Here is a 22,279-nt window from a genome sequence, read left to right on the forward strand (position 1 = left end):
CATGCTCACTGGAGATCAAATGTGGGAGCGAGCCTGCTCGCGAAAGCGTCCTGGCAGACAACATCGAACCCTGCTCGTACAATGCCCGCTGCCCTGCAGGAGACTTCAATGACCCGCCCCGCCCCCCTTCGCAAACCCCGCGCACGCAGCCAGGCCCGGATCGACTCGATACTCGACGCCGCCCGCACGCTGCTTGCCGCCGAGGGCGTGGCCAGCCTGTCGATCTACAGCGTGGCCGAACGCGCCGAGATCCCGCCGTCATCGGTCTACCACTTCTTCGCCAGCGTCCCGGCCCTGCTCGAAGCCCTGACCGCGGACATCCACAGCGCCTTTCGCGCGTGCCTGCAAGAACCGATCGATGTCGACTCGCTCAATGGCTGGCGTGATCTGTCACGGCTGGTCGAGCAACGCATGCTCGCCATCTACGACGAAGACGCCGCCGCCCGGCAACTGATCCTCGCTCAACACGGCCTGACCGAAGTCACCCAGGCCGACCGCCAGCACGACCTCGAACTCGGCGACCTGATGCACAAACTCTTCGATCAGCACTTCGAACTGCCGACGTTGCCCAAGGATGTCGATGTGTTTGCCCTGGCCATGGAGCTGGGTGATCGCGTCTATGCGCGCTCAGTGCAACAACACGGGCAGATCACCCCACGCATGGCCGAGGAAGGGATGCGGGTGTTTGATGCTTACCTGGGGCTGTATCTGCCGCCGTATTTGCCCAAGCGCGCTATTCCAGCCTGATTCCCTTGTTGCCTTCTCGGGCCTCATCGTCGGATCGCCGCCCGGAGCCGGCTCGCTCCCACATAGATCTTCAGTGAACACAGATTTTGTGTATGGCAGAAATCCCCCTGTGGGAGCGAGCCGGCTCGCGATGGCCACACCACTGATTCCATGACAGGCACACATGGAACAACCCTGAAGGGCTCAAGCCGTCCGGGGCTGTGTGTGACACGCCGATCACAACTTGGCGATCGACACCTCGGTGGATTTCACGAAGGCGATCACTTCGCTGCCGATCGCCAGTTCCAGCTCTTTGACCGAGCGCGTGGTGATGACCGAGGTGACGATGCCTGACGCGGTCTGAACATCGATCTCCGAGAGCACGTCGCCCTCGACGATTTCCTTGATGGTGCCTTTGAACTGGTTGCGAACGTTGATGGCCTTGATAGTCATGAGGTTGATTCCTGTCGTTGGGTGAGCATTGAGTCAGTGAGCCCAGCGCAATTGCGTGGGCAAGGGTGAAACAGGTTCCGGCGCAGGCGGCGAACCCGGCAGTGACAGCACGCGGTTGAGCACTGCGGTTTCCAGCGCTGCCAGCCGATGGGAACCACGGACCCGAGGGCGCGGCAGTTCGACCAGCAGGTCGAGGCCGATTTCGCCCTCTTCGATCAGCAACACCCGGTCGGCGATCGCCACCGCTTCGCTGACGTCATGGGTCACCAGCAACACGGTAAAACCGTGCTGCTGCCAGAGGCGTTCGATCAGTTGCTGCATTTCGATTCGGGTCAGTGCATCCAGTGCGCCCAGCGGTTCATCGAGCAACAGCAAGCGCGGCTGATGGATCAGCGCCCGCGCCAAGGCCACCCGCTGCTTCTGCCCGCCGGACAATGCGGCCGGCCATTCATCGGCACGATCTGCCAGGCCCACGGAATCCAGTGCGTCCAGCGCCTGCTGGCGCCAATCACCCTTGAGCCCGAGGCCGACGTTGTCGATGACCTTTTTCCACGGCAGCAAACGCGCTTCCTGAAACATCAACCGGGTGTCTTCGCGCGCCTTGTCGAGCGGGGCAGAACCGGCCAACAGTTCACCGGCCGTGGGTTGATCAAGGCCCGCCAGCAGGCGCAGCAAGGTACTTTTGCCACAACCGCTGCGGCCGACCACGGCCACGAACTGGCCGGCCGGAATGTGCAGATCGATCTCGCGCAGCACCTGCCGCGCGCCAAAGGTTTTTTGCAGTTTGCGCACCACCAGCGGAATTCCGCGCAGCAGGCGTGGAGGTTGTTGGGCCGTCATGCTGCACCGCCCTTGGCCACTTGATAGGCCGGGTGCCAGCGCAACCAGACCCGCTCCAGACCACGCGCCGCGAGGTCGGCCAATTTGCCGAGCACCGCGTACAAAACAATCGCCAGCACCACCACATCCGTCTGCAAGAACTCCCGGGCGTTCATCGCCAGGTAGCCAATGCCAGAGCTGGCGGAGATGGTTTCCGCGACGATCAGGGTCAGCCACATGAAGCCCAGGGCAAAACGCACGCCCACCAGAATCGAAGGCAGCGCGCCCGGCAGAATCACCTGACGGAACAGGCTGAAACCGGACAACCCGTAACTGCGCGCCATCTCCACCAGAGCCGGGTCAACGTTGCGAATGCCGTGATAGGTGTTGAGGTAGATCGGGAACAACGTCCCCAGCGCCACCAGGAAAATCTTCGCCGACTCGTCAATACCGAACCAGAGGATCACCAGCGGAATCAGCGCCAGATGCGGCACGTTGCGGATCATCTGCACCGAACTGTCGAGCAGGCGTTCGCCCCATTTCGACAGGCCGGTGATGAAACCCAATGCCAGACCGATACCGCCGCCAATCACAAAACCAATGCCGGCGCGCCAGCCGCTGATCGCCAGGTGTTTCCAGATTTCGCCGCTGCGCACCAGGCTCACGCCCGCTTCGATCACCGCGCTGGGGGCCGGCAAAATCCGTGTCGACAACCAGCCCGCGGATACCGACAACTGCCACACCGCCAGTAACAGCACCGGCAAGGCCCACGGCGCGAGGCTGTGGATAAGCTTTTCCCTTTTCATGGCGCGCCTCAGCTCTGGGACGCGGCTTTGGGAAGAATGTCGTTGGCGACCATCTCGCCAAACGGGCTGACGTAACCGGCACTTTTCGGCAGCTCGGGACGCTCGATGTCGAGGTGCGGGAACAACAACTCCGCGACCCGATACGATTCCTCCAGATGTGGATAACCCGAGAAGATGAAGGTATCGATGCCCAGGTCCGCGTATTCCTTGACCCGCGCGGCCACAGTCGGACCGTCGCCGACCAATGCGGTGCCCGCACCGCCGCGCACCAGACCGACGCCGGCCCAGAGGTTCGGGCTGACCTCCAGATTGTCGCGGCTACCACCGTGCAGAGCAGCCATGCGCTGCTGGCCGACCGAGTCGAAACGCGCCAACGAGGCCTGGGCGCGAGCAATGGTGTCGTCGTCCAGATGGGAGATCAAGCGATCCGCTGCCTGCCAGGCTTCAGCGTTGGTTTCGCGGACAATCACATGCAAACGAATGCCGAAGCGCACGGTGCGTCCGAGCTTCGCGGCCTTGGCGCGTACCTGTTCGATTTTCTCGGCGACGGCGGCCGGTGGCTCGCCCCAGGTCAGGACCATTTCGACCTGCTCGGCAGCCAGATCCTGAGCCGCTTCAGAAGAGCCACCGAAGTACAGCGGCGGACGCGGTTGCTGGATCGGCGGATAGAGCAATTTCGCGCCCTTCACGCTGATGTGCTGACCGTCGTAATCGACCGTCTCGCCTTCCAGCACCCGACGCCAGATCCGGGTGAACTCCACCGAGGCCTGATAGCGTTCTTCGTGACTGAGGAACAATCCGTCGCCGGCCAGTTCTTCCGGATCGCCGCCCGTCACCAGGTTGAACAGCGCACGCCCACCGGACAAGCGATCCAGGGTCGCCGCCTGGCGCGCGGCCACCGTCGGCGAAATGATCCCGGGGCGCAACGCGACCAGAAACTTCAAGCGCTGGGTCACCGGGATCAGCGAAGCAGCCACCAGCCATGAGTCTTCGCAGGAGCGGCCGGTGGGAATCAGTACCCCGCCGAACCCCAGGCGATCCGCCGCTTGGGCGACTTGTTGCAAATAACCGTGGTCGACGGCGCGAGCGCCTTCGGCGGTGCCAAGGTAATGGCCGTCGCCGTGGGTAGGCAGGAACCAGAAAATATTAAGGCTCATGGAGTGGTCTCCTAAGGAAATCGGATTACGGCGCAGTGGCAACGGCTGCCGGTGGCGTCCAGATCACGTCTTTGATGCTCAAGGGTTTCGGAATCAATTTGAGCTGGTAGAAGCTGTCGGCGATTTTCTGCTGGGCCGCGATCACTGGCGGTGTGAGGAGATGCGCGCCGAAGCCCTGGCGTTTCACCGCGGTCAGGGTGATGTCTGCCGGCAAGCCGAGCAGCGGCGAGACTTGTTGCGTGACTTCTTCAGGGTTGGCTTTGGACCATTCGCCGATGGTCCGGACTTCTTCCACCAGGGCCTTGATCACGGCCGGATGTTTTTCGGCATAAGGCTTGGTCGCCAGGTAGAACTGGTGGTTGTCGACGATGCCGCTGCCGTCACGCAGGGTGCGCGCGTGCAGTTGCTGTTCGGCGGCGGCCTGGTACGGGTCCCAGATCACCCAGGCATCGACGCTGCCGCGTTCGAACGCCGCACGGGCATCGGCTGGTGGCAGAAATACGGTTTGAATGTCGGTGTACTTGAGGCCGGCGTCTTCCAGTGCGCGCACCAGCAGGTAGTGCACGTTGGAGCCTTTGTTGAGGACGACCTTCTTGCCCTTGAGGTCCTGTACCGATTTGATCGCCGAGTCTTTCGGCACCAGGATCGCTTCGCTGGTCGGCGCGGGTGGCTCGTAAGCGACGTAGAGCAGGTCAGCACCGGCCGCCTGAGCGAACACCGGTGGAGTCTCGCCGGTCACGCCGAAATCGATCGAGCCTACGTTCAGCCCTTCGAGCAGTTGCGGGCCGCCGGGGAATTCCGTCCATTGCACGCTGATGCCTTGAGCGGCGAGGCGTTTCTCCAGCGAGCCGCGGGCTTTGAGCAGCACCAGGGTGCCGTACTTTTGATAGCCGATTCGCAAGGTCTCGGCCGCTTGAGCTTGAGTAATGACGCCGAAGGACACAGCCGCAGCAAACAGAGCGACCAGACCACGACGCAAAATGACAGTGCGCATAGCGCTCTCCTTTTTGCAGTAGGGTTTTGGCTGCACCTGCTTGCCCGTTAGCGGGCGAGTAAGGCCAGTACATCAAATTCGGGTAAGGCTTAAATGCTCCAGCGAGCACTCAACAAACGTTCATTCAACAGGTTGGGGTCCAGCGGCTTGGGCCGACGGGCCATGGCACTGAAGAACTGCTCCAGCGCCTCGACCAAGCGCTGTTCCAGCGCCGGCGACAACTGCGCCTGCGCACTGCCTTCGCCGTAAGCGATCTGGCTGTCTTCGGCGAATATTCCGTGGAGCATTTCCTGGGCTTTCAGCGCCGACAGCACCGGCTTGAGCGCGTAATCCACGGCCAGCATGTGGGCGATGCTGCCGCCAGTGGCCATGGGCAGTACAACCTTGTGGCTCAGGGCGCGCTCCGGCAGCAGATCCAGCACGGTTTTCAGCGCGCCGGAAAACGACGCCTTGTAGACCGGTGTGGCAATCAACAAGCCATCGGCGTTTTCAATCTGTTGCAACAGGTCGACCACCTTCGGACTGTCGAACCGCGCGTGCAGCAAGTCTTCGGCCGGGAAGTCCCGTACCTGATAACTCACCACTTCTACTCCTTGTTGCTGCAACCAGCGTTGGGAGCGATCCAGCAGCACCCCGGAGCGGGAGCGCTGGCTGGGACTTCCTCCGAGTGAGACGACCAGCATGCGGCTATTCCTTAAGCGTTTCCGGCGATTCGCAGTGTGCGATCTCGCGACAATGGGCAGACCTTACCAGTTGATTTATATATCCATAAATCATATTTATTTATGTATTTATTCTTTTAATGCATATATAGAAAAACGTTTTCCAGGCGAAAAAAAAAGGCCGTCGAAACGGCCTGAAGTCCCCCTGCTTTGTGGATACGGTCAATCTAAACCCTGCGGTGCCTGGTATTCCGCCATCGCGAGCAGGCTCGCTCCCACAGAGTTTTATGTCTGGCTCGAAATCTGTGGTCAGGCTAAATCCACTGTGGGAGCGAGCCTGCTCGCGATGGCGATTTAAGCCACGCCGCAAAACGTCAATGACTTACCTGTTGGGCTGCGGTGTCAGGCGCAGGTACGGTTTCACTGCGCGGTAGCCCTTAGGGAAGCGTTTGCTGATTTCATCTTCATCCTTCAACGACGGCACGATCACCACTTCATCACCGTCCTGCCAGTTGGCCGGGGTGGCCACTTTGTAGTTGTCGGTGAGTTGCAACGAGTCGATCACCCGCAGGATCTCGTGGAAGTTGCGTCCGGTACTGGCCGGATAGGTGATGGTCAGGCGAATCTTCTTGTTCGGATCGATGACGAACAGCGAACGCACGGTCAGGGTGTCGTTGGCATTCGGGTGGATCAGGTCATAGAGATCGGAGACCTTGCGGTCGGCGTCGGCGAGGATCGGGAAGTTGACGAGGGTGTTCTGGGTTTCGTTGATGTCTTCGATCCACTTGTGGTGCGAGTCCACCGGGTCGACCGAGAGTGCAATGGCCTTGACGCCGCGCTGGGTGAATTCGTCCTTGAGCCTGGCGGTAAACCCCAGCTCCGTGGTGCACACCGGCGTGAAGTCCGCCGGATGGGAAAACAGCACGCCCCAGCTATCGCCCAGCCACTGGTGAAAACGGAGAGTGCCGGCGCTGGAATCCTGTTCGAAATCGGGGGCAATGTCGCCCAGTCTGAGGCTCATGGTGCTGCTCCTGGTGAGTGCGTGATGAGCCTACTGTGCCTAGTGTCGCCGCTTATTAAAAAGAATAAATATCGATTTGTTTAGATCTAAAGTGAATATTAAACATCTGTTCACTGGACGTATACGTCAACGAAGACCAGTCTTGGAACCAAGGTTCGAGAAGGCCTTGAGTTGCTGCAAAGAGGGAAGTGAAGGCGGGCCTGCGGGGGCGGGCCCGACTTGAAACGCAAAAGCCCCGCCAGGCTTGCGCCGAGCGGGGCTTTTTATTCAGGCTTGCAAACGCCTGGGTATTACAACAGCGGGATCGAGTAGCTGACGATCACACGGTTTTCGTCCTGGTCGCGCTGACCCGGGATGTCGTTGCGCCACATAGCGTTTTTCCACGCCACGCCCAGGTTCTTCAGCGGGCCTTGTGGAACAACGTAAGCCACGGTCAGGTCACGTTCCCACTCGGTGGCGCCAGTAGCGGAAAACGGTTTCTGTGCCGAGCCAACTTTACCGGTGGTGTCGATGTTGTTGCCGCGCAGGTAGATGATACCGGCGGTCAGGCCTGGAACACCGACTTTAGCGAAGTCGTAAGCGTAGCGAGCTTGCCAGGTACGTTCGCCGGCACGGGCAAATTTCTGGATCTGCATGTCGGTGATGGTGCTGTTGGACGAGCCGTCACCCTGGTTCAACCAAGGGAAGTCACTGTCACCATTGCTGTACTGATAGCCACCACCAAAGGTGTGACCTTCAACCGAGTACAGAGCCAGGTAGCTGTACAGATTGTTGTCGACTTTACCCTTGGTGATACCAGTGCCGTAGTCACCCGAAGTGAAGAATGCCGAGTCGTTGCCGTTGGAACCGTTGTCGCGGCTACGGTAGTAGCGCAGGTCACTTTTCAGCACGCCAGGACCGATGGACCAGTTGTGCACCAGACCCAGGAAGTTCTGCGAGTAGAAGTCCTTCAGCTCGCCGTAGTAGTACGACGCGGTCAGATCCTTGGTGATCTTGTAGTCAGCACCCGCGTAGTAGAACTTGTTACTGAACTTGCCATTGTTGTAGTTGGAGCTAGGACTGCCGTTCGCACCGGCAAGCGACAGACCTTCGTCGTTGCTGGAGTTACGGCCTTTGGCTTCATTGATCTCGCCGGCAGTCAGGGTCAGGTCCTTGATCTCGTTCGAGACCAGCTCGCCGCCGGTGAAGGTTTGCGCCAGCAGACGACCATCGTTGTACTTGATGACCGGGTTGTTAGGCTGCAGGGTGCCGATTTTCAGCACGGTTTGCGAAACCTTGACCTTACCGGTCAGACCCAGACTGGCGAAATCGTTAACAGCTTCGTTACCTTGGCTCGGGAACACGGTGCCACCGGAAGCGTTACCGGTAGGGTTACCGTGTTTTTCCGGGCTGGAATCCAGTTTCAGGCCGTACTGACCAATGGCATCAACACCGAAGCCAACGGTACCTTGGGTGAAGCCCGAGGTGAAGTTGAGCTGGAAGCCTTGCCCAGTCTCTTCCATCTTGCTTTGGGCTTTTGCGGCTTTGGTGTCCGAATCGCGGTTATCGGTGTTGATGTAGAAAGTACGCGAGCTCAGGGTCGCCTTACTGTCTTCGATGAAACCGGCGGCGCTTGCCTGCTGCGCCAAAACCCCTACGGCCACAGCCAGGGCCAAGGTGGACTTATTCATGTTTCGCTCCTCTACGTTTCTAATTTTTTGTGCACTTTGGTCCAGGATCTGACGCCCCGGTTCCCATCGATGCGCGATTAGCGCAAGACCGTGACCGATAAGTCAATCGTAAGCAGTCACGTCTACGACCTTGGTCTAATCGCCGTGTTTGGTCCGTTCAGGTTAGTGAATTTCTCATAAACCCAAAAAGAATTATTTATTCATTTTTCATACGATTCGGGAATATAGCTCAACACGCCTGAACCGAACCGGATGCTGAGGTATCGGCCCATGAGCTAATTCCTAAATGGTATTTACAAACGCTTCTTTAGTTCCATTCGTGCTCACGTAATTCCTCTTACGTCAATCACGATCAAATAAGCGACGCCATCATGGCGAAACGTGCATCTTCCCGTCAAATTGTTACAGTTTGTATACCGTTGTGATTTTTTTTACCGCCCGTCCGGTAAGCACTGCAACGGGCAGCAAAACGGCAGAAACGATCGACTCATTACCCTGCTCGGTTAGTCCAGGGCGAAGTCTAGACGCCGAAGGTTACAGAGTCTTTTCGAAGATCTTCGAATTACGCTGATAGTTGTACAGCGAGGCCCGGGCCGACGGCAGGCGCTCGACGCTGCTGGGCACAAAGCCGCGCTCGCGGAACCAGTGCGCAGTCCGGGTGGTCAGGACGAACAGGGTTTTGAGCCCTTGGGCACGAGCCCGGGTCTCGATCCGCTCCAGCAGTTCGTCACCACGGCCGCCGTGACGGTACTCCGGGTTCACTGCCAGACAGGCCAGTTCCCCGGCATCCGAGTCAGCGATCTGATACAGAGCCGCACAGGCGATGATCATGCCTTCACGCTCGACCACGCTGAACTGCTCGATTTCGCGCTCCAGCACTTCGCGTGAGCGACGCACCAGAATCCCCTGCTCTTCCAGCGGGCTGATCAGGTCCAGCAAACCACCGACGTCTTCGATAGCCGCTTCGCGCACTACCTCGAACTGCTCCTGCGCCACCAACGTACCGCCACCGTCACGGGTGAAGAGTTCGGTCAGCAGCGCGCCGTCTTCGGCATAACTGACAATGTGGCTACGGCCGACGCCGCCACGGCAGGCTTCAGCCGCAGCATCCAGCAACTCGGCCTGATAGTTCGCACCCAGACGCTGCAAGTGCGCCGGCACCTGTTGTGGACGCAGTTCGCGGACCAGACGGCCGTTTTCATCGATCAGACCCGGGTCCGCGCCGAACAGCAGCAGCTTGTCGGCGCCCAGATCGATGGCGGCGCGAGTGGCGACGTCTTCGCAGGCCAGGTTGAAGATCTCCCCGGTCGGCGAGTAGCCCAGCGGTGACAGCAATACGATAGAGCGCTCGTCCAGCAGACGGTTGATGCCCTTGCGGTCGACCCGACGAACTTCGCCGGTGTGGTGATAATCGATACCTTCGAGCACACCGATCGGCCGCGCGGTCACCAGATTGCCGCCGGCCACCCGCAGACGCGAGCCCTGCATCGGCGAAGACGCCATGTCCATCGACAAGCGCGCCTCGATGGCAATGCGCAGTTGCCCCACCGCATCGATCACGCACTCCAGGGTCGCCGCATCGGTGATGCGCATCCCGTGGTGGTAATGCGGAGTCAGGCCACGTGCGGCAAGACGGGTTTCAATTTGCGGACGCGAACCGTGAACCAATACCAGCCGCACACCCAGGCTGTGCAGCAGCACCAGGTCGTGGACGATATTGCCAAAGTTCGGATGCTCGACGCCGTCGCCGGGCAGCATGACGACGAAGGTGCAATCGCGGTGAGCATTGATGTAAGGGGAAGCGTGACGAAGCCAGTTAACGTATTCGGGCATAACACCTGCGCCTGTAACAAATAGCAGCCGATAAAAAGGACGAAGCAAAACGCACAGCGGGCTGGTGGTTATCGTCGGAACAGGCTTGGCGACACGCGCGTTCTCCTCATGAATACGGGTTGGGTGCCCCGGGTTTTATCAAGCCGGGGTCAGGCAGTAGTGTTCGATCAGTTGACGTAATAGATGCACGGTAGGCTGCAAACGTGACATTTCAAGGTATTCCCCTGGTTGGTGGGCGCAGGCGATATCGCCTGGACCAAGCACCACTGTCTCGCAGCCAAGACGCTGAAGATAAGGCGCTTCAGTGCCGAACGCTACTGCTTCGGCAAGGTGGCCGGTGAGCCTTTCGGCGACCTGCACCAGTTCCGAGTCGGCCGCCTGCTCGAAAGGCGGCACTTCAGGGAACAGCGGAGCGTAGTCGATCTTCACCTGATGGAGCTCGGCGACCGGTTCGAGCTTCTGCCGGATCGCCGCACGCAAGGCGTTCGGGTCCATGCCCGGCAAGGGCCGCAGGTCGAATTCCAGCGAACATTGACCGCAGATCCGGTTCGGGTTGTCGCCACCGTGGATGCAGCCGAAATTCAGTGTCGGTTGTGGCACGCTGAACTGCGGATTGCGGAACTCGCGCTGCCATTGCAGGCGCAAGCCGCGTAACTCGCCCATCGCATCGTGCATGGCCTCCAGAGCACTATGGCCCAGGCGCGGATCGGACGAATGGCCGCTCTGACCGAGAATATCGATGCGCTCCATCATCACGCCTTTATGCAGACGGATCGGTTTCAAGCCAGTTGGCTCACCGATCACCGCTACCCTGCCCAATGGCCGGCCGGCAGCAGCCAATGCCCGGGCACCCGCCATGGAGCTTTCTTCGTCACAGGTGGCGAGGATCATCAGTGGCTGCTTGAACGGTTTGTCCAGCAGCGGCAACACGGCTTCGATGGCCAGCGCGAAAAAGCCCTTCATGTCGCAACTGCCGAGGCCGACCCAGCGACCGTCGACTTCGGTGAGCTTCAGCGGATCGGTCTGCCACAGCGCGCCGTCGAACGGCACCGTGTCGCTGTGCCCGGCCAGTACCAGCCCGCCGGGACCACTGCCAAAACTGGCGAGCAAGTTGAATTTGCCAGGACTGACTTGCTGGATATCGCACGAAAAGCCCAGGTCACCGAGCCAGGTCGCCAGCAAATCAATGACCGCGCGATTGGATTGATCGAGGCTGGGTTGGGTACAGCTGACGGACGGTGCGGCGATCAGCGCAGCGAACTGGTCTTTCATGGACGGCAAAGGCATCGCTGACTCCCGATTCCCAAGATGAACCCTCATCATAGAGCCATCCTGTGACAGGAATAAACCGTCGCGGCGCGTAGGTTTAATGAGTGCTGTACACTGCACGGCCTTGGCAGCCACACATTCCCCCGGCTGCGCTCCCGATCCTGGATTTTCCGGCCATGCAGAAAGAAACCGAAATCAAACTCCGCGTCAGCCGCGAAACCCTCGCCGCCCTGCGCGAGCACCCGCTACTGAAAAAACGCAACAAAAGTGGCTGGGAACGCCGTGAGTTGATGAACCAGTACTTCGACACGCCAGAACGTGACCTGGCCCGCGCCAAGGTTGCCCTGCGCCTGCGCCGCGATGGCGAAGAAGTCATTCAAACGCTCAAGACCCGTGGTCACAGTGTCGCCGGTCTGTCCGAGCGTAACGAATACGACTGGAACCTGCCCAAAGCCAAGCTCGATGTGAAAAAACTCGACGGCGAATGCTGGCCCGAAGAGCTGGCCGAGCTGGACAAGAAAACCCTGAAGGCCATTTTCACCACAGATTTCGTCCGTGAACGCGCAGAGATCGCCTGGGGCCGTGGCAAGACCAAAGTGGTCATCGAAGCCGCACTGGACCTGGGCAACGTGATTGCCGGCAAGCAGAAAGAAGAAATCTGCGAGCTGGAGCTGGAGCTGCGCGAAGGCGAGCCTGCGGCATTGCTGGAACTGGCCGCCGAGCTGGCCGCGACCCTGGCGCTGATGCCGTGCGATATCAGCAAGGCCGAGCGCGGCTACCGTCTGTTCGACGCCAACAGCTATTCGTTGAGCCTGCCGGCGCCGGAGCTGACCTTCGAACTGCCGCTGGACGACGCGTTCGCCGCATTGAGCTGGCACTTGCTGGGCAGCAGCCAGCGCCTGGCCGAGCAGTATCGCTTCAACGGTCACTGGCGCCTGCTGCAGGATTGGGTCGAAAACCTGGCTGAATTGCGCGCGCTGCTCAGCAGCCTGGGGCAAGCCGCTCCGCGTCAGTCGACCCACGACTTGCGCGTGGCGCTGGATGCCTTGCTGGAAGACTGGCGCCCGCTGGTCCAGGCCGGTCTGGACGACGAGGACGTGCGCAAAGCCGCGCCGGAGCAGTTCCTCGAAGAGCTGGAAGACCCGCGCTGGGGCCTGTTCTCGCTGAACACCTCGCGCTGGTTGCTGGCCCGCACCTGGGCTGCCGATCGCAACGTTCGCGGCAATCGCCAGGGTGCTGCACAACTGGGCAACTGGTTGCCGCGTCTGCTGGGCGAAGAAGCGACGTCCCTGCAGTTGCAGCGTTATCAGCAACAGCCGGAAGACCTGGCCGAGCAACTGCCGCGTATCGAACGCATCCAGGCCTGGCTGCACCATGCCCGCAATGTGCTGGACATCCCGGAAATGGATCGCCTGTACGGTGAGCTGAACAAACTCGCGCAACTGGCCAACGAGCCGATCACCGACGAAGTGCTGGACGCACGTAAGCAACAGGCGATTGCGGTGTACCAGAACCGCGCGTGGAAGATGTTGTTGCGCATGTAATACCGCCATCGTCGGAACGCCGCCCGGAGCCGGCTCGCTCCCACATTTGATCTTCGGCGAACACAAATTGTGTGTGCTACCGAAATCCAGTGTGGGAGCGAGCCGGCTCCGGGCGGCGTTCCGACGATGAGGCCCGCACATTCACCGCAAGGCTTTAACCCCGCAACACCGGCAAACTCGTCGTGGACTTGATTTCCGACAAGGCCACGATCGAGTTGACCTCCTGAATCCCCGGCACCATCGACAGTTTCTCGAAAAAGAAGCGCTCATAGGCTTCGATGTCTGCCGTGACGATCCGCAGCAGAAAGTCCACCGCACCCATCAGCACATAACACTCCAGCACCTCCGGAAAACCGCGAATCGCCTCGGTGAACTCCGTAAAGTTCGAACGCCCATGGGCGTTGAGTTTGATCTCGGCGAAGATTTGCGTGTTGAGGCCGATTTTCTTGCGATCGAGCAAGGTCACCTGCCCACGAATAACCCCCTCCTCCTTCATCCGCTGAATGCGCCGCCAGCACGGCGACTGCGATAGCCCGACCTGCTCGGCAATCTGCGCACTGGAAAGCGAGGCGTCCTCTTGCAGCAGCGCCAGAATCCGTCGGTCGTACGCGTCAAGTTCGCTATGCATAGAAAAACCCGTAAAGACATTATCTGAGAATTGAGCAATTCGATTTAAAGCCAATTAGCCTCATCATAGATAAGAAATACCCGGCACCGAATGTAAAAATTTCTCCAATGATTTGGAGACCGACCATGCCCCCGCTCGAAGCCGTCAGCAACACCCCTACCCGCGCCGATGTGTGGAACGTCAGTAATGCCCATTGTCGTGTGCACTACCAACTGCTGGCCGAGGCCGAACCGGACGTGTTGTGTCGGGCGCTGAATCTGTTCGCGTTGCAGTTTCTGGTGCCGCAGCAGGTCAATGTGCTGCGCGACGACGACCTGCTGTCGATCGGTATTGTCATGGACGGCTTGAGCTGGCACCGCGCCCAGGTGATCGCGGAAAAATTACGTAACCTGATCAGCGTCTGCTCGGTGGAACTGCAAGCGGCTGATTCGCAATGGGTTCAGCCTGCGCAGGCCGCCGGTTGAAGCGCGCCGGTAAAGACTCGCAACGATGAATCGGCCGATGGCTGAACGACCGGCCTTTGCGGGGACTATTCTTGGCATCTGTGGTCAGAGACGCACCTGTCTAAACCGCTCGTTGCAGGATCGTTTCCATAAGGAGCCCGGATGTCCGTTCAACTCGCTACTCAGGATCGCTGGCTGGATCTCAATGACCTGCTGCGCGAACTGGTCGCCCAAGGCTTCATCAGCCAGGACTCGGCCGAGCACGCGCTGACCACCCGCCGCAATGCCAGCAACAGCCAGTTGCACCCGCTGGAGTTCCTCGCCAGCCAACACCTCGACGACCTCAGCCGCCCCGGCAAACGCCTGGATCTGGAAAGCCTGACCCTGTGGCTCTCACTGCAGGCCGGCCAGCCTTACTTGCGCATCGACCCGCTGAAAATAAACGTCGCGCAAATTACCTCGCTGATGTCTTACGCCTTTGCCCAGCGCCACAAGATCCTCGCCGTAGCGATCGACCGCGACGCGGTCACCATCGCCAGCGCGCAGCCTTATGTGCGCAGCTGGGAAGCCGACTTGACCCACGTTCTACAGTTGCCGATCAAACGGGTAGTGGCCAACCCGGCGGACATCCAGCGCTTCAGCGTGGAATTCTTCCGCCTGGCCAAATCGGTCAGCGGCGCGACCAATGCCGACCAACACATGAACACCCTGGGCAACTTCGAACAGTTGCTCAACCTCGGCGCCAGCGATCAGGAACCGGACGCCAACGACGCGCACATCGTCAACATTGTCGACTGGTTGTTCCAGTACGCCTTCCAGCAACGCGCCAGTGATATCCATATCGAGCCACGGCGCAAGCAAGGCACCGTGCGTTTTCGCATCGACGGCGTGTTGCACAACGTCTATCAGTTTCCACCGCAGGTGACCATGGCGATTGTCAGTCGCCTGAAGAGCCTGGGGCGGATGAACGTTGCAGAAAAGCGCAAACCCCAGGATGGCCGGGTCAAGACCAAGACCCCGGACGGCGGCGAAGTGGAGTTGCGGCTGTCGACGCTACCCACGGCGTTCGGGGAAAAAATGGTCATGCGGATCTTCGATCCGGAAGTGCTGCTCAAGGACTTCGACCAGCTCGGGTTTTCCGCCGATGATCTGCGCCGCTGGCAGGACATGACCCGCCAGCCCAACGGCATCATTCTGGTCACCGGGCCGACCGGTTCGGGCAAGACCAGCACGCTCTACACCACGCTGAAAAAACTCGCGACGCCAGAGGTCAACCTCTGCACCATCGAAGACCCGATCGAAATGGTCGAGCCGGCGTTCAATCAGATGCAGGTCCAGCACAACATCGACCTGACCTTTGCCAGCGGTGTGCGCGCACTGATGCGACAGGATCCGGACATCATCATGATCGGCGAGATCCGCGACCTCGAGACCGCCGAAATGGCCATTCAAGCGGCACTCACCGGGCACCTGGTGCTGTCGACCCTGCACACCAACGACGCACCGAGCGCCATCAGCCGCTTGCTGGAGCTCGGCGTGCCGCATTACCTGATCAAAGCCACCGTGCTGGGGGTCATGGCGCAACGTCTGGTCCGCACGCTGTGCCCGCATTGCAAGGCGCCGCTGACACTGGGTGAAGACGACTGGCAAGCCTTGACCCGTCCCTGGCAAGCACCGCTGCCAGGCAACGCCCAACGCGCGATTGGCTGCCTGGAGTGCCGCGACACCGGTTATCGCGGACGCGCCGGGGTCTACGAAATCATGCAAATGACCGACAGCGTCAAAGCCCTGATCAACCCCGACACCGACCTGCTCGCCGTCCGTCGCCAGGCGTTCAAGGAAGGCATGCGTAGCCTGCGGCTGTCCGGTGCACAAAAAGTCGCGGCGGGGCTGACGACGATTGAAGAGGTGCTGCGAGTGACGCCACAGAGCGAGCAGAAATAGGAGGGGGTATCCAGGTCTAACGCGCCGATGAACGCTACGGAACTCGTTTGGGGTATTGGCAATCCAACCCGCCAGAAATCCCACTGGAGTCACCCATAATGCGTTTTAAACTTGCTGCCGCTACGCTTGCCTTGCTTTCCCTGTCTATCGGTTCAGCAATGGCCCATGGCCGTGACCATGACCACGACGGCATCTTGCAAGAAGTTATTTCCTCAGGTGCGACCACCGCGTCCACCTACCTGACCTCCAGGGATCACAAGCTGGTCGTTGCCGCTCAGGACGACGCCAGCAGCTTCGTGGCCAGTGACGGCAATATCCGTGGTCCGTACCTGGAATCTGCTATGCAGAAAGTCCGTGCCGACAACCCGGGTTTGAAGGCTACCGACATGGAATTGGCCAATGCAATCCTGGCCAAGAACGCAGTCGCCCCGGAATAATTCTGTTGCTGTAAAAATGCGATCCACTGTGGGAGCGAGCTTGCTCCCACAGTGGATTTGCGCCTTATCAAAGCCGTGCATGTCAGCGGTATTCATCCACCGGCACGCAGGCACAGAACAGGTTGCGATCCCCGTAAACATTGTCCACGCGGTTCACCGTCGGCCAGTATTTATACAGCCTGGTGTGCGCGTCCGGGGTCACCGCTTGCTCGATGCTGTAAGGCCGATCCCAGACGCCGGTAATGTCCGCCAACGTATGCGGTGAGTGTTTCAGCGGATTGTTTTCGGCAGTCCAATTGCCATTCTGCACCTCGGCAATTTCCGCGCGAATGCTCAGCATCGCGCTGATAAAGCGATCCAGTTCCGCCTTGGACTCGCTTTCAGTAGGCTCGACCATCAACGTACCCGGCACCGGGAAAGACATGGTCGGCGCATGGAAACCGTAATCCATCAGCCGCTTGGCAACGTCTTCTTCACTGATACCGGTTTGCGCCTTGAGCGGTCGCAAGTCGAGGATACATTCGTGCGCCACCCGCTCATTACGCCCGGTGTAGAGCACCGGAAACGCACCGGACAAATGCTTCGCCAGGTAGTTGGCCGAGAGAATCGCCACCTCGCTGGCATCCGCCAGCTGCGGCCCCATCATCGCGATGTACATCCAGCTGATCGGCAAAATGCTCGCACTGCCCCAAGGCGCCGCGCTGACTGCACCATTCTGCGGATGGGGGCCTTCGATCGGCACCACCGGGTGATTGGCAACGAACGGCGCCAAATGCGCCCGCACCCCAATCGGTCCCATCCCCGGCCCGCCTCCGCCATGGGGAATGCAGAAGGTCTTGTGCAGGTTCATGTGTGAGACATCGGCGCCGATATCCGCCGGGCGGGCCAGCCCGACCTGTGCATTGAGGTTGGCGCCGTCCATGTACACCTGACCGCCGTGGCTGTGGATAACTTCACAGATCTCGCTGATGCCCTCTTCGTACACCCCGTGGGTCGAAGGGTAAGTGGCCATCAGGCAGGAAAGCTTGTCGCCGGCAGCCGTCGCCTTGGCCTTCAGGTCATCGAGGTCGACGTTACCGGCATCGTCGCAGTCGACGATCACCACCCGCATCCCGGCCATCTGCGCCGAAGCCGGGTTGGTGCCGTGGGCGGATGCGGGAATCAGGCAGATGTCCCGTGCGCCTTGCTGACGGCTTTCATGGTATTTGCGGATCGCCAGCAACCCGGCGTATTCACCTTGGGCGCCGGAATTGGGCTGCATGCAGATCGCATCAAAACCGGTAATCGCGCAGAGCCAGTTCTCCAGCTCGCTGATCATCAGCGAATAACCCACCGCCTGCTCTTTCGGTGCAAACGGGTGCAGGTTGGCGAACGCCGGCCAGGTGATCGGGATCATCTCGCTGCTGGCATTGAGCTTCATGGTGCAGGAGCCCAACGGAATCATCGACTGGTTGAGCGCCAGGTCCTTGTTCTCCAGTTGCTTGAGGTAACGCAGCATCTCGGTTTCGCTGTGATGGGCGTTGAACACCGGATGCCGTAAATACGGCGTGGTCCGCAACAAGCCGTCGGGAACCCCGGAGATCAGCGGTTCGCCATCCAGCTCGGCGACATCAAGCCCGTGATCGGCCCCCAGGAACACATCAAACAGCTTCGCTACGGTACGTTCATCGCAGCTCTCGTCGAGACTCAAGCCAACCTGCCCGCGCCCAAGAATCCGCAGGTTGATCTGCGCCGCTTTGGCGCTGTCGATGATCGCGGTCTGGCTGCCGCCGACCTCCAGGGTCAAGGTGTCGAAGAAATGCTGGTTAAGCCGGGTGATGCCTTTGCGCTCCAGTCCGGCGGCGAGGATGCACGTTAGCCGGTGTACCCGTTGCGCAATCCGTTTGAGCCCCTGCGGGCCATGGTAGACCGCATAAAAACTGGCGATATTGGCCAGTAACACCTGAGCCGTGCAGATGTTCGAGTTGGCCTTCTCCCGACGGATGTGTTGCTCGCGGGTTTGCAGGGCCATGCGCAGCGCGACGTTGCCGCGAGCATCTTTCGAAACGCCGATGATCCGCCCGGGAATCGCTCGTTTGTATTCATCGCGGCTGGCGAAAAACGCTGCGTGAGGGCCGCCGTAGCCCATCGGCACGCCAAAGCGCTGGGACGAGCCGAAGACCACGTCAGCGCCCATTTCACCTGGCGGCGTCAGCAACAACAGGCTCAGCAGATCAGCGGCAACGCAGGCCAGCGCCTGCTGCGCATGCAAGTGATCGATCAGCGGGCGCAGGTCGCGGATTTCACCATGGGTATCGGGATACTGCAGCAGCGCGCCGAACACCTGGTGCTGTTTCAGGTTATCCACAGTGTCGACGATCAGTTCGAAGCCAAAGCCTTCAGCGCGGGTCTTCACCACGGAAATGGTCTGTGGATGGCAATTTTCGTCGACGAAGAACAGATTGCTTTTCGACTTCGCGACACGCTTGGCCAGCGCCATGGCTTCAGCGGCCGCCGTGGCTTCGTCGAGCAACGAGGCGTTGGCCAGTTCCAGGCCCGTCAGGTCGATGGTCAATTGCTGGAAATTGAGCAGTGCTTCGAGTCGCCCCTGAGCAATTTCCGGCTGATAGGGCGTGTAGGCGGTGTACCAACCGGGATTTTCCAGCACGTTGCGCAAGATCACCGCGGGCGTCAGGGTGCCGTGGTAACCCATGCCGATCAGGCTGGTCCAGAGCTGATTCTGTTCGGCATAGCCGCGCAGCTTGGCCAGCGCGGCTTCTTCATCGAGCGCTGGCGGCAAGTCCAGTACGCGATTGAGGCGAATTCCCGGCGGCACCGTCTGCTCGATCAGCTCGACGCGGCTGCCGAGCCCGAGGCTGTCGAGCATCGCCTGCTGCTCGGCGGTGTCCGGCCCCAAATGGCGCCGCAGAAAGGCATTCGGGTCTCGTAACTGGCTCAAGGATGGCAACTGGGACATGACGGGCTCTCTCTTGAATGGCGCTCGACGTCGATGCAACTCGATCACAGCAGCATAGCTCCCCCTGTGCACTCGGCATGGCGTCTTTGCTCAATCAGGCTCATCATGTGCGGCGCATATATCTACCGTCAGCCAATCGGGTGCACTGATCGTCATGAGCCAACTGCCTTTTCTGCCATTTTCCAAACCTACTATCGATGAAGCCACAATTGCCGCTGTCGGCGATGTCTTGCGCTCCGGCTGGATCACCAGCGGGCCCAAGGTGCAGGCGTTCGAAGCCCAGCTCTCGGAGTTTTTTGGCGGCCGTCCGGTGCGCACGTTCAACTCCGGGACCTGCACCATGGAGATCGCCCTGCGCATCGCCGGGATCGGTGCCGGTGACGAAGTCATCACCACGCCGATTTCCTGGGTCGCCACGGCCAACGTGATTCTCGAAGTCGGCGCCACCCCGGTGTTCGCCGATATCGACCCGATCACCCGCAACATCGACCTGGACCAGCTCGAAGCGGCCATTACCCCGCGTACCAAGGCCATTATTCCGGTGTTCCTCGCCGGTTTGCCGGTGGACATGAGCCGCCTGTACGCGATCGCCAAGAAACACGGCCTGCGCATTATCGAAGATGCCGCCCAGGCACTGGGTTCGAGCTGGAATGGTCAGCGCATCGGCGCCACCGGCGACTTCGTGTCGTTCAGCTTCCAGGCGAACAAGAACGTCACCTCCTCGGAAGGTGGCTGCCTGGTATTGAACAACGCTGAAGAAGTGCGCCTGGCCGAGAAATATCGCCTGCAAGGCGTGACCCGTACCGGCTTCGACGGCCTGGATGTTGATGTGCTGGGCGGCAAGTTCAACATGACCGACGTGGCAGCGGCCATTGGCCTGGGCCAGTTCGCCCACATTGAAGCCATCACCGCTCACCGCCGTGAACTGGCCAAGCATTACTTCGCCTGCTTCGGCAGCGATTTCGAAGCCAAATACGGCGCGCAGCTGCCACCGGCAGACTTCACCAACAGCAACTGGCACTTGTTCCAGCTGGTATTGCCAGAGCGCAAGGACGGCAAACCGGCCCGTGCGACCTTCATGGAGCAAATGCAGGAACTGGGCGTCGGCATCGGCTACCACTACCCGCCTATCCACCTGCTGAGCCTTTACCGCGAACGCGGTTTCAAGGAAGGCATGTTCCCGGTGTCCGAGCGTGTCGGTCGCCTGATCGTCTCGCTGCCGATGTTCACGGCCATGAGCAAAAGCGATGTCGAGCGTTCAGTGGCGGCGGTGAAGGCTGTATTGCAAAACGCATAAATCGCACCCACAAAAAAGCCTCGATCACTCGAGGCTTTTTCATTTCCGGCAGCAATTACTCGCCGATGGCGTTCTTGTAGCCTGTAGGGTCGAGCAACTTGTCCAGCTCGGAAGTATCAGTCGGCTCGAGTTTGAAGAACCAGCTGTCGTATGGCGCGCTGTTGACCAGCTCCGGGCTGTTGGCCAACTCTTCGTTAACGGCGATGACTGTACCGGAGACCGGCGAGTAGATATCCGAAGCGGCCTTGACCGACTCGACTACGCCCGCAGCTTCACCGGCAGCGAAGACTTTGCCGATTTCCGGCAGCTCGACGAACACCACATCGCCCAAGGCTTCCTGAGCATGGTCTGAAATACCCACCTTTACGCCACCATCTTCATCCAGACGCGCCCACTCGTGACTTTCGGCAAAACGCAGGTCTACAGGAATTTCGCTCATGTTCTGTGTCCTCAAGAAGAAATGTCAGCGGTGTTGGCCCGCCAGAAAAAGTTAGATCAGGGTTTTGCCATGACGCACGAAAGTCGGCTTGACCACCCGAACCGGGTACCACTTGCCACGAATTTCCACTTCTGCCCGGTCGGCGGTCGCCATCGGCACCCGCGCCAAGGCAATCGATTTGCTAAGCGTAGGAGAGAAACTACCACTGGTGATCTCTCCTTCGCCAACATCAGCGATGCGAACCACCTGGTGGGCACGTAAAACCCCACGCTCTTCGAGCACCAGACCAACCAGTTTTTGCTTCACCCCGGCGGCCCGTTCAGCCTCAAGCGCGGCCCGGCCGATGAACTGACGAGTGGCCGGTTCCCAGGCAATGCTCCAGGCCATATTGGACGCCAGCGGTGAGACATCCTGATGAATGTCCTGGCCGTAGAGGTTCATCCCGGCCTCAAGACGCAGCGTATCGCGGGCGCCGAGGCCAATCGGCGATATGCCTGCACCCACCAGATCGTTGAAGAATCCCGGCGCCTGATCGGCCGGCAAGGCAATCTCCAGACCGTCTTCGCCGGTGTAGCCGGTACGGGCGATGAACCAGTCGCCGTCACACTGACCTTCAAACGGTTTGAGTTGCTGGATCAGCGTGCCACGGGACTGGGTCACCAGTTCGGCGATCTTTTGCCGCGCCTGCGGACCTTGAATCGCCAGCATCGCCAACTCGCTGCGCTCATGCAGTTGTACCTGATAGTCGCCGAGCTGGGCCTGCATCCAGGCCATGTCCTGATCACGGGTGGCGGCGTTCACCACCAGGCGGTAAGCATCTTCCAGGCGATAAACGATCATGTCGTCGACCACCCCGCCCCGCTCATTGAGCATGGTGCTGTACAAGGCACGGCCGACGCTGTGCAGGCGTTCGACATCATTGGCCAGCAAATGCTGGAGCCAGGCCTTGGCCTGGGGGCCGCTGACATCGATCACAGTCATATGGGAGACATCGAAAACCCCACAGTCGCGGCGCACCTGATGGTGTTCCTCGACCTGTGAGCCGTAATGCAATGGCATATCCCAACCGCCAAAATCGACCATCTTCGCGCCAAGTGCGAGATGAAGGTCATACAGAGGCGTACGCTGTCCCATGGGTTTCTCCTTCCGGGCGTGGCGAAGGTACGGACAGGCGCTGCATG

20 protein-coding genes are annotated in these 22,279 nt (G+C 60.0%); 6 read left to right on the forward strand and 14 right to left on the reverse strand.

Going from position 1 to position 22,279, the window contains the following annotated elements; translation table 11 throughout:
• Nucleotides 1–108: 108 nt before the first annotated feature.
• On the forward strand, nt 109–747 hold the full coding sequence (locus AC1DIH_RS09455) for a TetR/AcrR family transcriptional regulator (RefSeq protein ID WP_477771489.1): 639 nt from the start codon (nt 109–111) through the stop codon (nt 745–747).
• 216 nt (nt 748–963) lie between these two features.
• Here the strand turns inward: AC1DIH_RS09455 and AC1DIH_RS09460 are convergent, their stop codons facing one another.
• From AC1DIH_RS09460 to argE, 10 genes are all read right to left on the reverse strand, one after another.
• On the reverse strand, nt 964–1,179 hold the full coding sequence (locus tag AC1DIH_RS09460; protein ID WP_003177394.1) for a TOBE domain-containing protein: 216 nt from the start codon (nt 1,177–1,179) through the stop codon (nt 964–966).
• Nucleotides 1,180–1,212: 33 nt separating this feature from the next.
• Complete coding sequence (gene ssuB / locus AC1DIH_RS09465) at nt 1,213–2,019, reverse strand: aliphatic sulfonates ABC transporter ATP-binding protein (RefSeq protein ID WP_477771490.1); 807 nt, start codon at nt 2,017–2,019, stop codon at nt 1,213–1,215.
• Nucleotides 2,016–2,804 (reverse strand): aliphatic sulfonate ABC transporter permease SsuC, encoded by a 789-nt coding sequence (gene ssuC / locus AC1DIH_RS09470; protein ID WP_123580989.1) that lies wholly within the window; start codon nt 2,802–2,804, stop codon nt 2,016–2,018. The genes ssuB and ssuC overlap by 4 nt, the downstream gene beginning before the upstream one ends.
• A gap of 8 nt (nt 2,805–2,812) precedes the next feature.
• Nucleotides 2,813–3,961, reverse strand: a complete 1,149-nt coding sequence (gene ssuD / locus AC1DIH_RS09475; RefSeq protein WP_007939251.1) for an FMNH2-dependent alkanesulfonate monooxygenase — start codon at nt 3,959–3,961, stop codon at nt 2,813–2,815.
• Between the two features lie 25 nt (nt 3,962–3,986).
• Nucleotides 3,987–4,955, reverse strand: coding sequence for a sulfonate ABC transporter substrate-binding protein (locus tag AC1DIH_RS09480; protein WP_477771491.1), 969 nt, complete (start codon nt 4,953–4,955; stop codon nt 3,987–3,989).
• Nucleotides 4,956–5,044: 89 nt separating this feature from the next.
• Nucleotides 5,045–5,638, reverse strand: coding sequence for an NADPH-dependent FMN reductase (gene ssuE / locus AC1DIH_RS09485; RefSeq protein WP_054594551.1), 594 nt, complete (start codon nt 5,636–5,638; stop codon nt 5,045–5,047).
• A 361-nt stretch (nt 5,639–5,999) separates the two neighbouring features.
• A complete protein-coding gene (locus tag AC1DIH_RS09490) occupies nt 6,000–6,638 on the reverse strand; it encodes a peroxiredoxin (protein ID WP_477771492.1) in 639 nt (212 codons plus the stop codon).
• A 290-nt stretch (nt 6,639–6,928) separates the two neighbouring features.
• Nucleotides 6,929–8,308: an OprD family porin gene (locus AC1DIH_RS09495; protein WP_477771493.1), complete on the reverse strand. Its 1,380-nt coding sequence runs from the start codon at nt 8,306–8,308 to the stop codon at nt 6,929–6,931.
• A gap of 534 nt (nt 8,309–8,842) precedes the next feature.
• Nucleotides 8,843–10,141: an amino-acid N-acetyltransferase gene (argA, locus tag AC1DIH_RS09500; protein WP_427538690.1), complete on the reverse strand. Its 1,299-nt coding sequence runs from the start codon at nt 10,139–10,141 to the stop codon at nt 8,843–8,845.
• Between the two features lie 138 nt (nt 10,142–10,279).
• Nucleotides 10,280–11,428 carry an acetylornithine deacetylase gene (gene argE / locus AC1DIH_RS09505; protein WP_427538693.1) on the reverse strand — a complete coding sequence of 383 codons (1,149 nt, stop codon included), beginning with the start codon at nt 11,426–11,428 and terminating at the stop codon, nt 10,280–10,282.
• Between the two features lie 158 nt (nt 11,429–11,586).
• Between argE and AC1DIH_RS09510 the strand changes: the two genes are divergently transcribed.
• Nucleotides 11,587–12,954 (forward strand): CYTH domain-containing protein, encoded by a 1,368-nt coding sequence (locus tag AC1DIH_RS09510; RefSeq protein WP_477771494.1) that lies wholly within the window; start codon nt 11,587–11,589, stop codon nt 12,952–12,954.
• A 154-nt stretch (nt 12,955–13,108) separates the two neighbouring features.
• Here AC1DIH_RS09510 and AC1DIH_RS09515 read toward each other — a convergent pair whose 3' ends face one another.
• On the reverse strand, nt 13,109–13,582 hold the full coding sequence (locus AC1DIH_RS09515; RefSeq protein WP_123426265.1) for an Lrp/AsnC family transcriptional regulator: 474 nt from the start codon (nt 13,580–13,582) through the stop codon (nt 13,109–13,111).
• Nucleotides 13,583–13,707: 125 nt separating this feature from the next.
• Between AC1DIH_RS09515 and AC1DIH_RS09520 the strand changes: the two genes are divergently transcribed.
• From AC1DIH_RS09520 to AC1DIH_RS09530, 3 genes are all read left to right on the forward strand, one after another.
• Nucleotides 13,708–14,046 carry a hypothetical protein gene (locus tag AC1DIH_RS09520; RefSeq protein ID WP_347928285.1) on the forward strand — a complete coding sequence of 113 codons (339 nt, stop codon included), beginning with the start codon at nt 13,708–13,710 and terminating at the stop codon, nt 14,044–14,046.
• 141 nt (nt 14,047–14,187) lie between these two features.
• Nucleotides 14,188–15,969, forward strand: coding sequence for a type IV pilus assembly ATPase TfpB (gene tfpB / locus AC1DIH_RS09525; RefSeq protein ID WP_477771495.1), 1,782 nt, complete (start codon nt 14,188–14,190; stop codon nt 15,967–15,969).
• 98 nt (nt 15,970–16,067) lie between these two features.
• Nucleotides 16,068–16,406 (forward strand): DUF2388 domain-containing protein, encoded by a 339-nt coding sequence (locus AC1DIH_RS09530; protein WP_477771496.1) that lies wholly within the window; start codon nt 16,068–16,070, stop codon nt 16,404–16,406.
• 82 nt (nt 16,407–16,488) lie between these two features.
• Here the strand turns inward: AC1DIH_RS09530 and gcvP are convergent, their stop codons facing one another.
• The gene (gene gcvP, locus AC1DIH_RS09535) at nt 16,489–19,362 is read right to left on the reverse strand and encodes an aminomethyl-transferring glycine dehydrogenase (RefSeq protein WP_477771497.1); all 2,874 of its coding nucleotides are present in this window, start codon (nt 19,360–19,362) and stop codon (nt 16,489–16,491) included.
• Nucleotides 19,363–19,516: 154 nt separating this feature from the next.
• Between gcvP and AC1DIH_RS09540 the strand changes: the two genes are divergently transcribed.
• The gene (locus tag AC1DIH_RS09540; RefSeq protein ID WP_216744297.1) at nt 19,517–20,659 is read left to right on the forward strand and encodes a DegT/DnrJ/EryC1/StrS family aminotransferase; all 1,143 of its coding nucleotides are present in this window, start codon (nt 19,517–19,519) and stop codon (nt 20,657–20,659) included.
• A gap of 55 nt (nt 20,660–20,714) precedes the next feature.
• Here AC1DIH_RS09540 and gcvH read toward each other — a convergent pair whose 3' ends face one another.
• Together gcvH and gcvT are read right to left on the reverse strand one after the other, a co-directional pair.
• Nucleotides 20,715–21,098 carry a glycine cleavage system protein GcvH gene (gcvH, locus tag AC1DIH_RS09545; RefSeq protein WP_145014229.1) on the reverse strand — a complete coding sequence of 128 codons (384 nt, stop codon included), beginning with the start codon at nt 21,096–21,098 and terminating at the stop codon, nt 20,715–20,717.
• Nucleotides 21,099–21,149: 51 nt separating this feature from the next.
• Nucleotides 21,150–22,232, reverse strand: coding sequence for a glycine cleavage system aminomethyltransferase GcvT (gene gcvT / locus AC1DIH_RS09550; RefSeq protein WP_427538717.1), 1,083 nt, complete (start codon nt 22,230–22,232; stop codon nt 21,150–21,152).
• Nucleotides 22,233–22,279: the final 47 nt, after the last annotated feature.

The sequence above is a fragment of the Pseudomonas sp. 05N36 genome, from assembly GCF_056397385.1.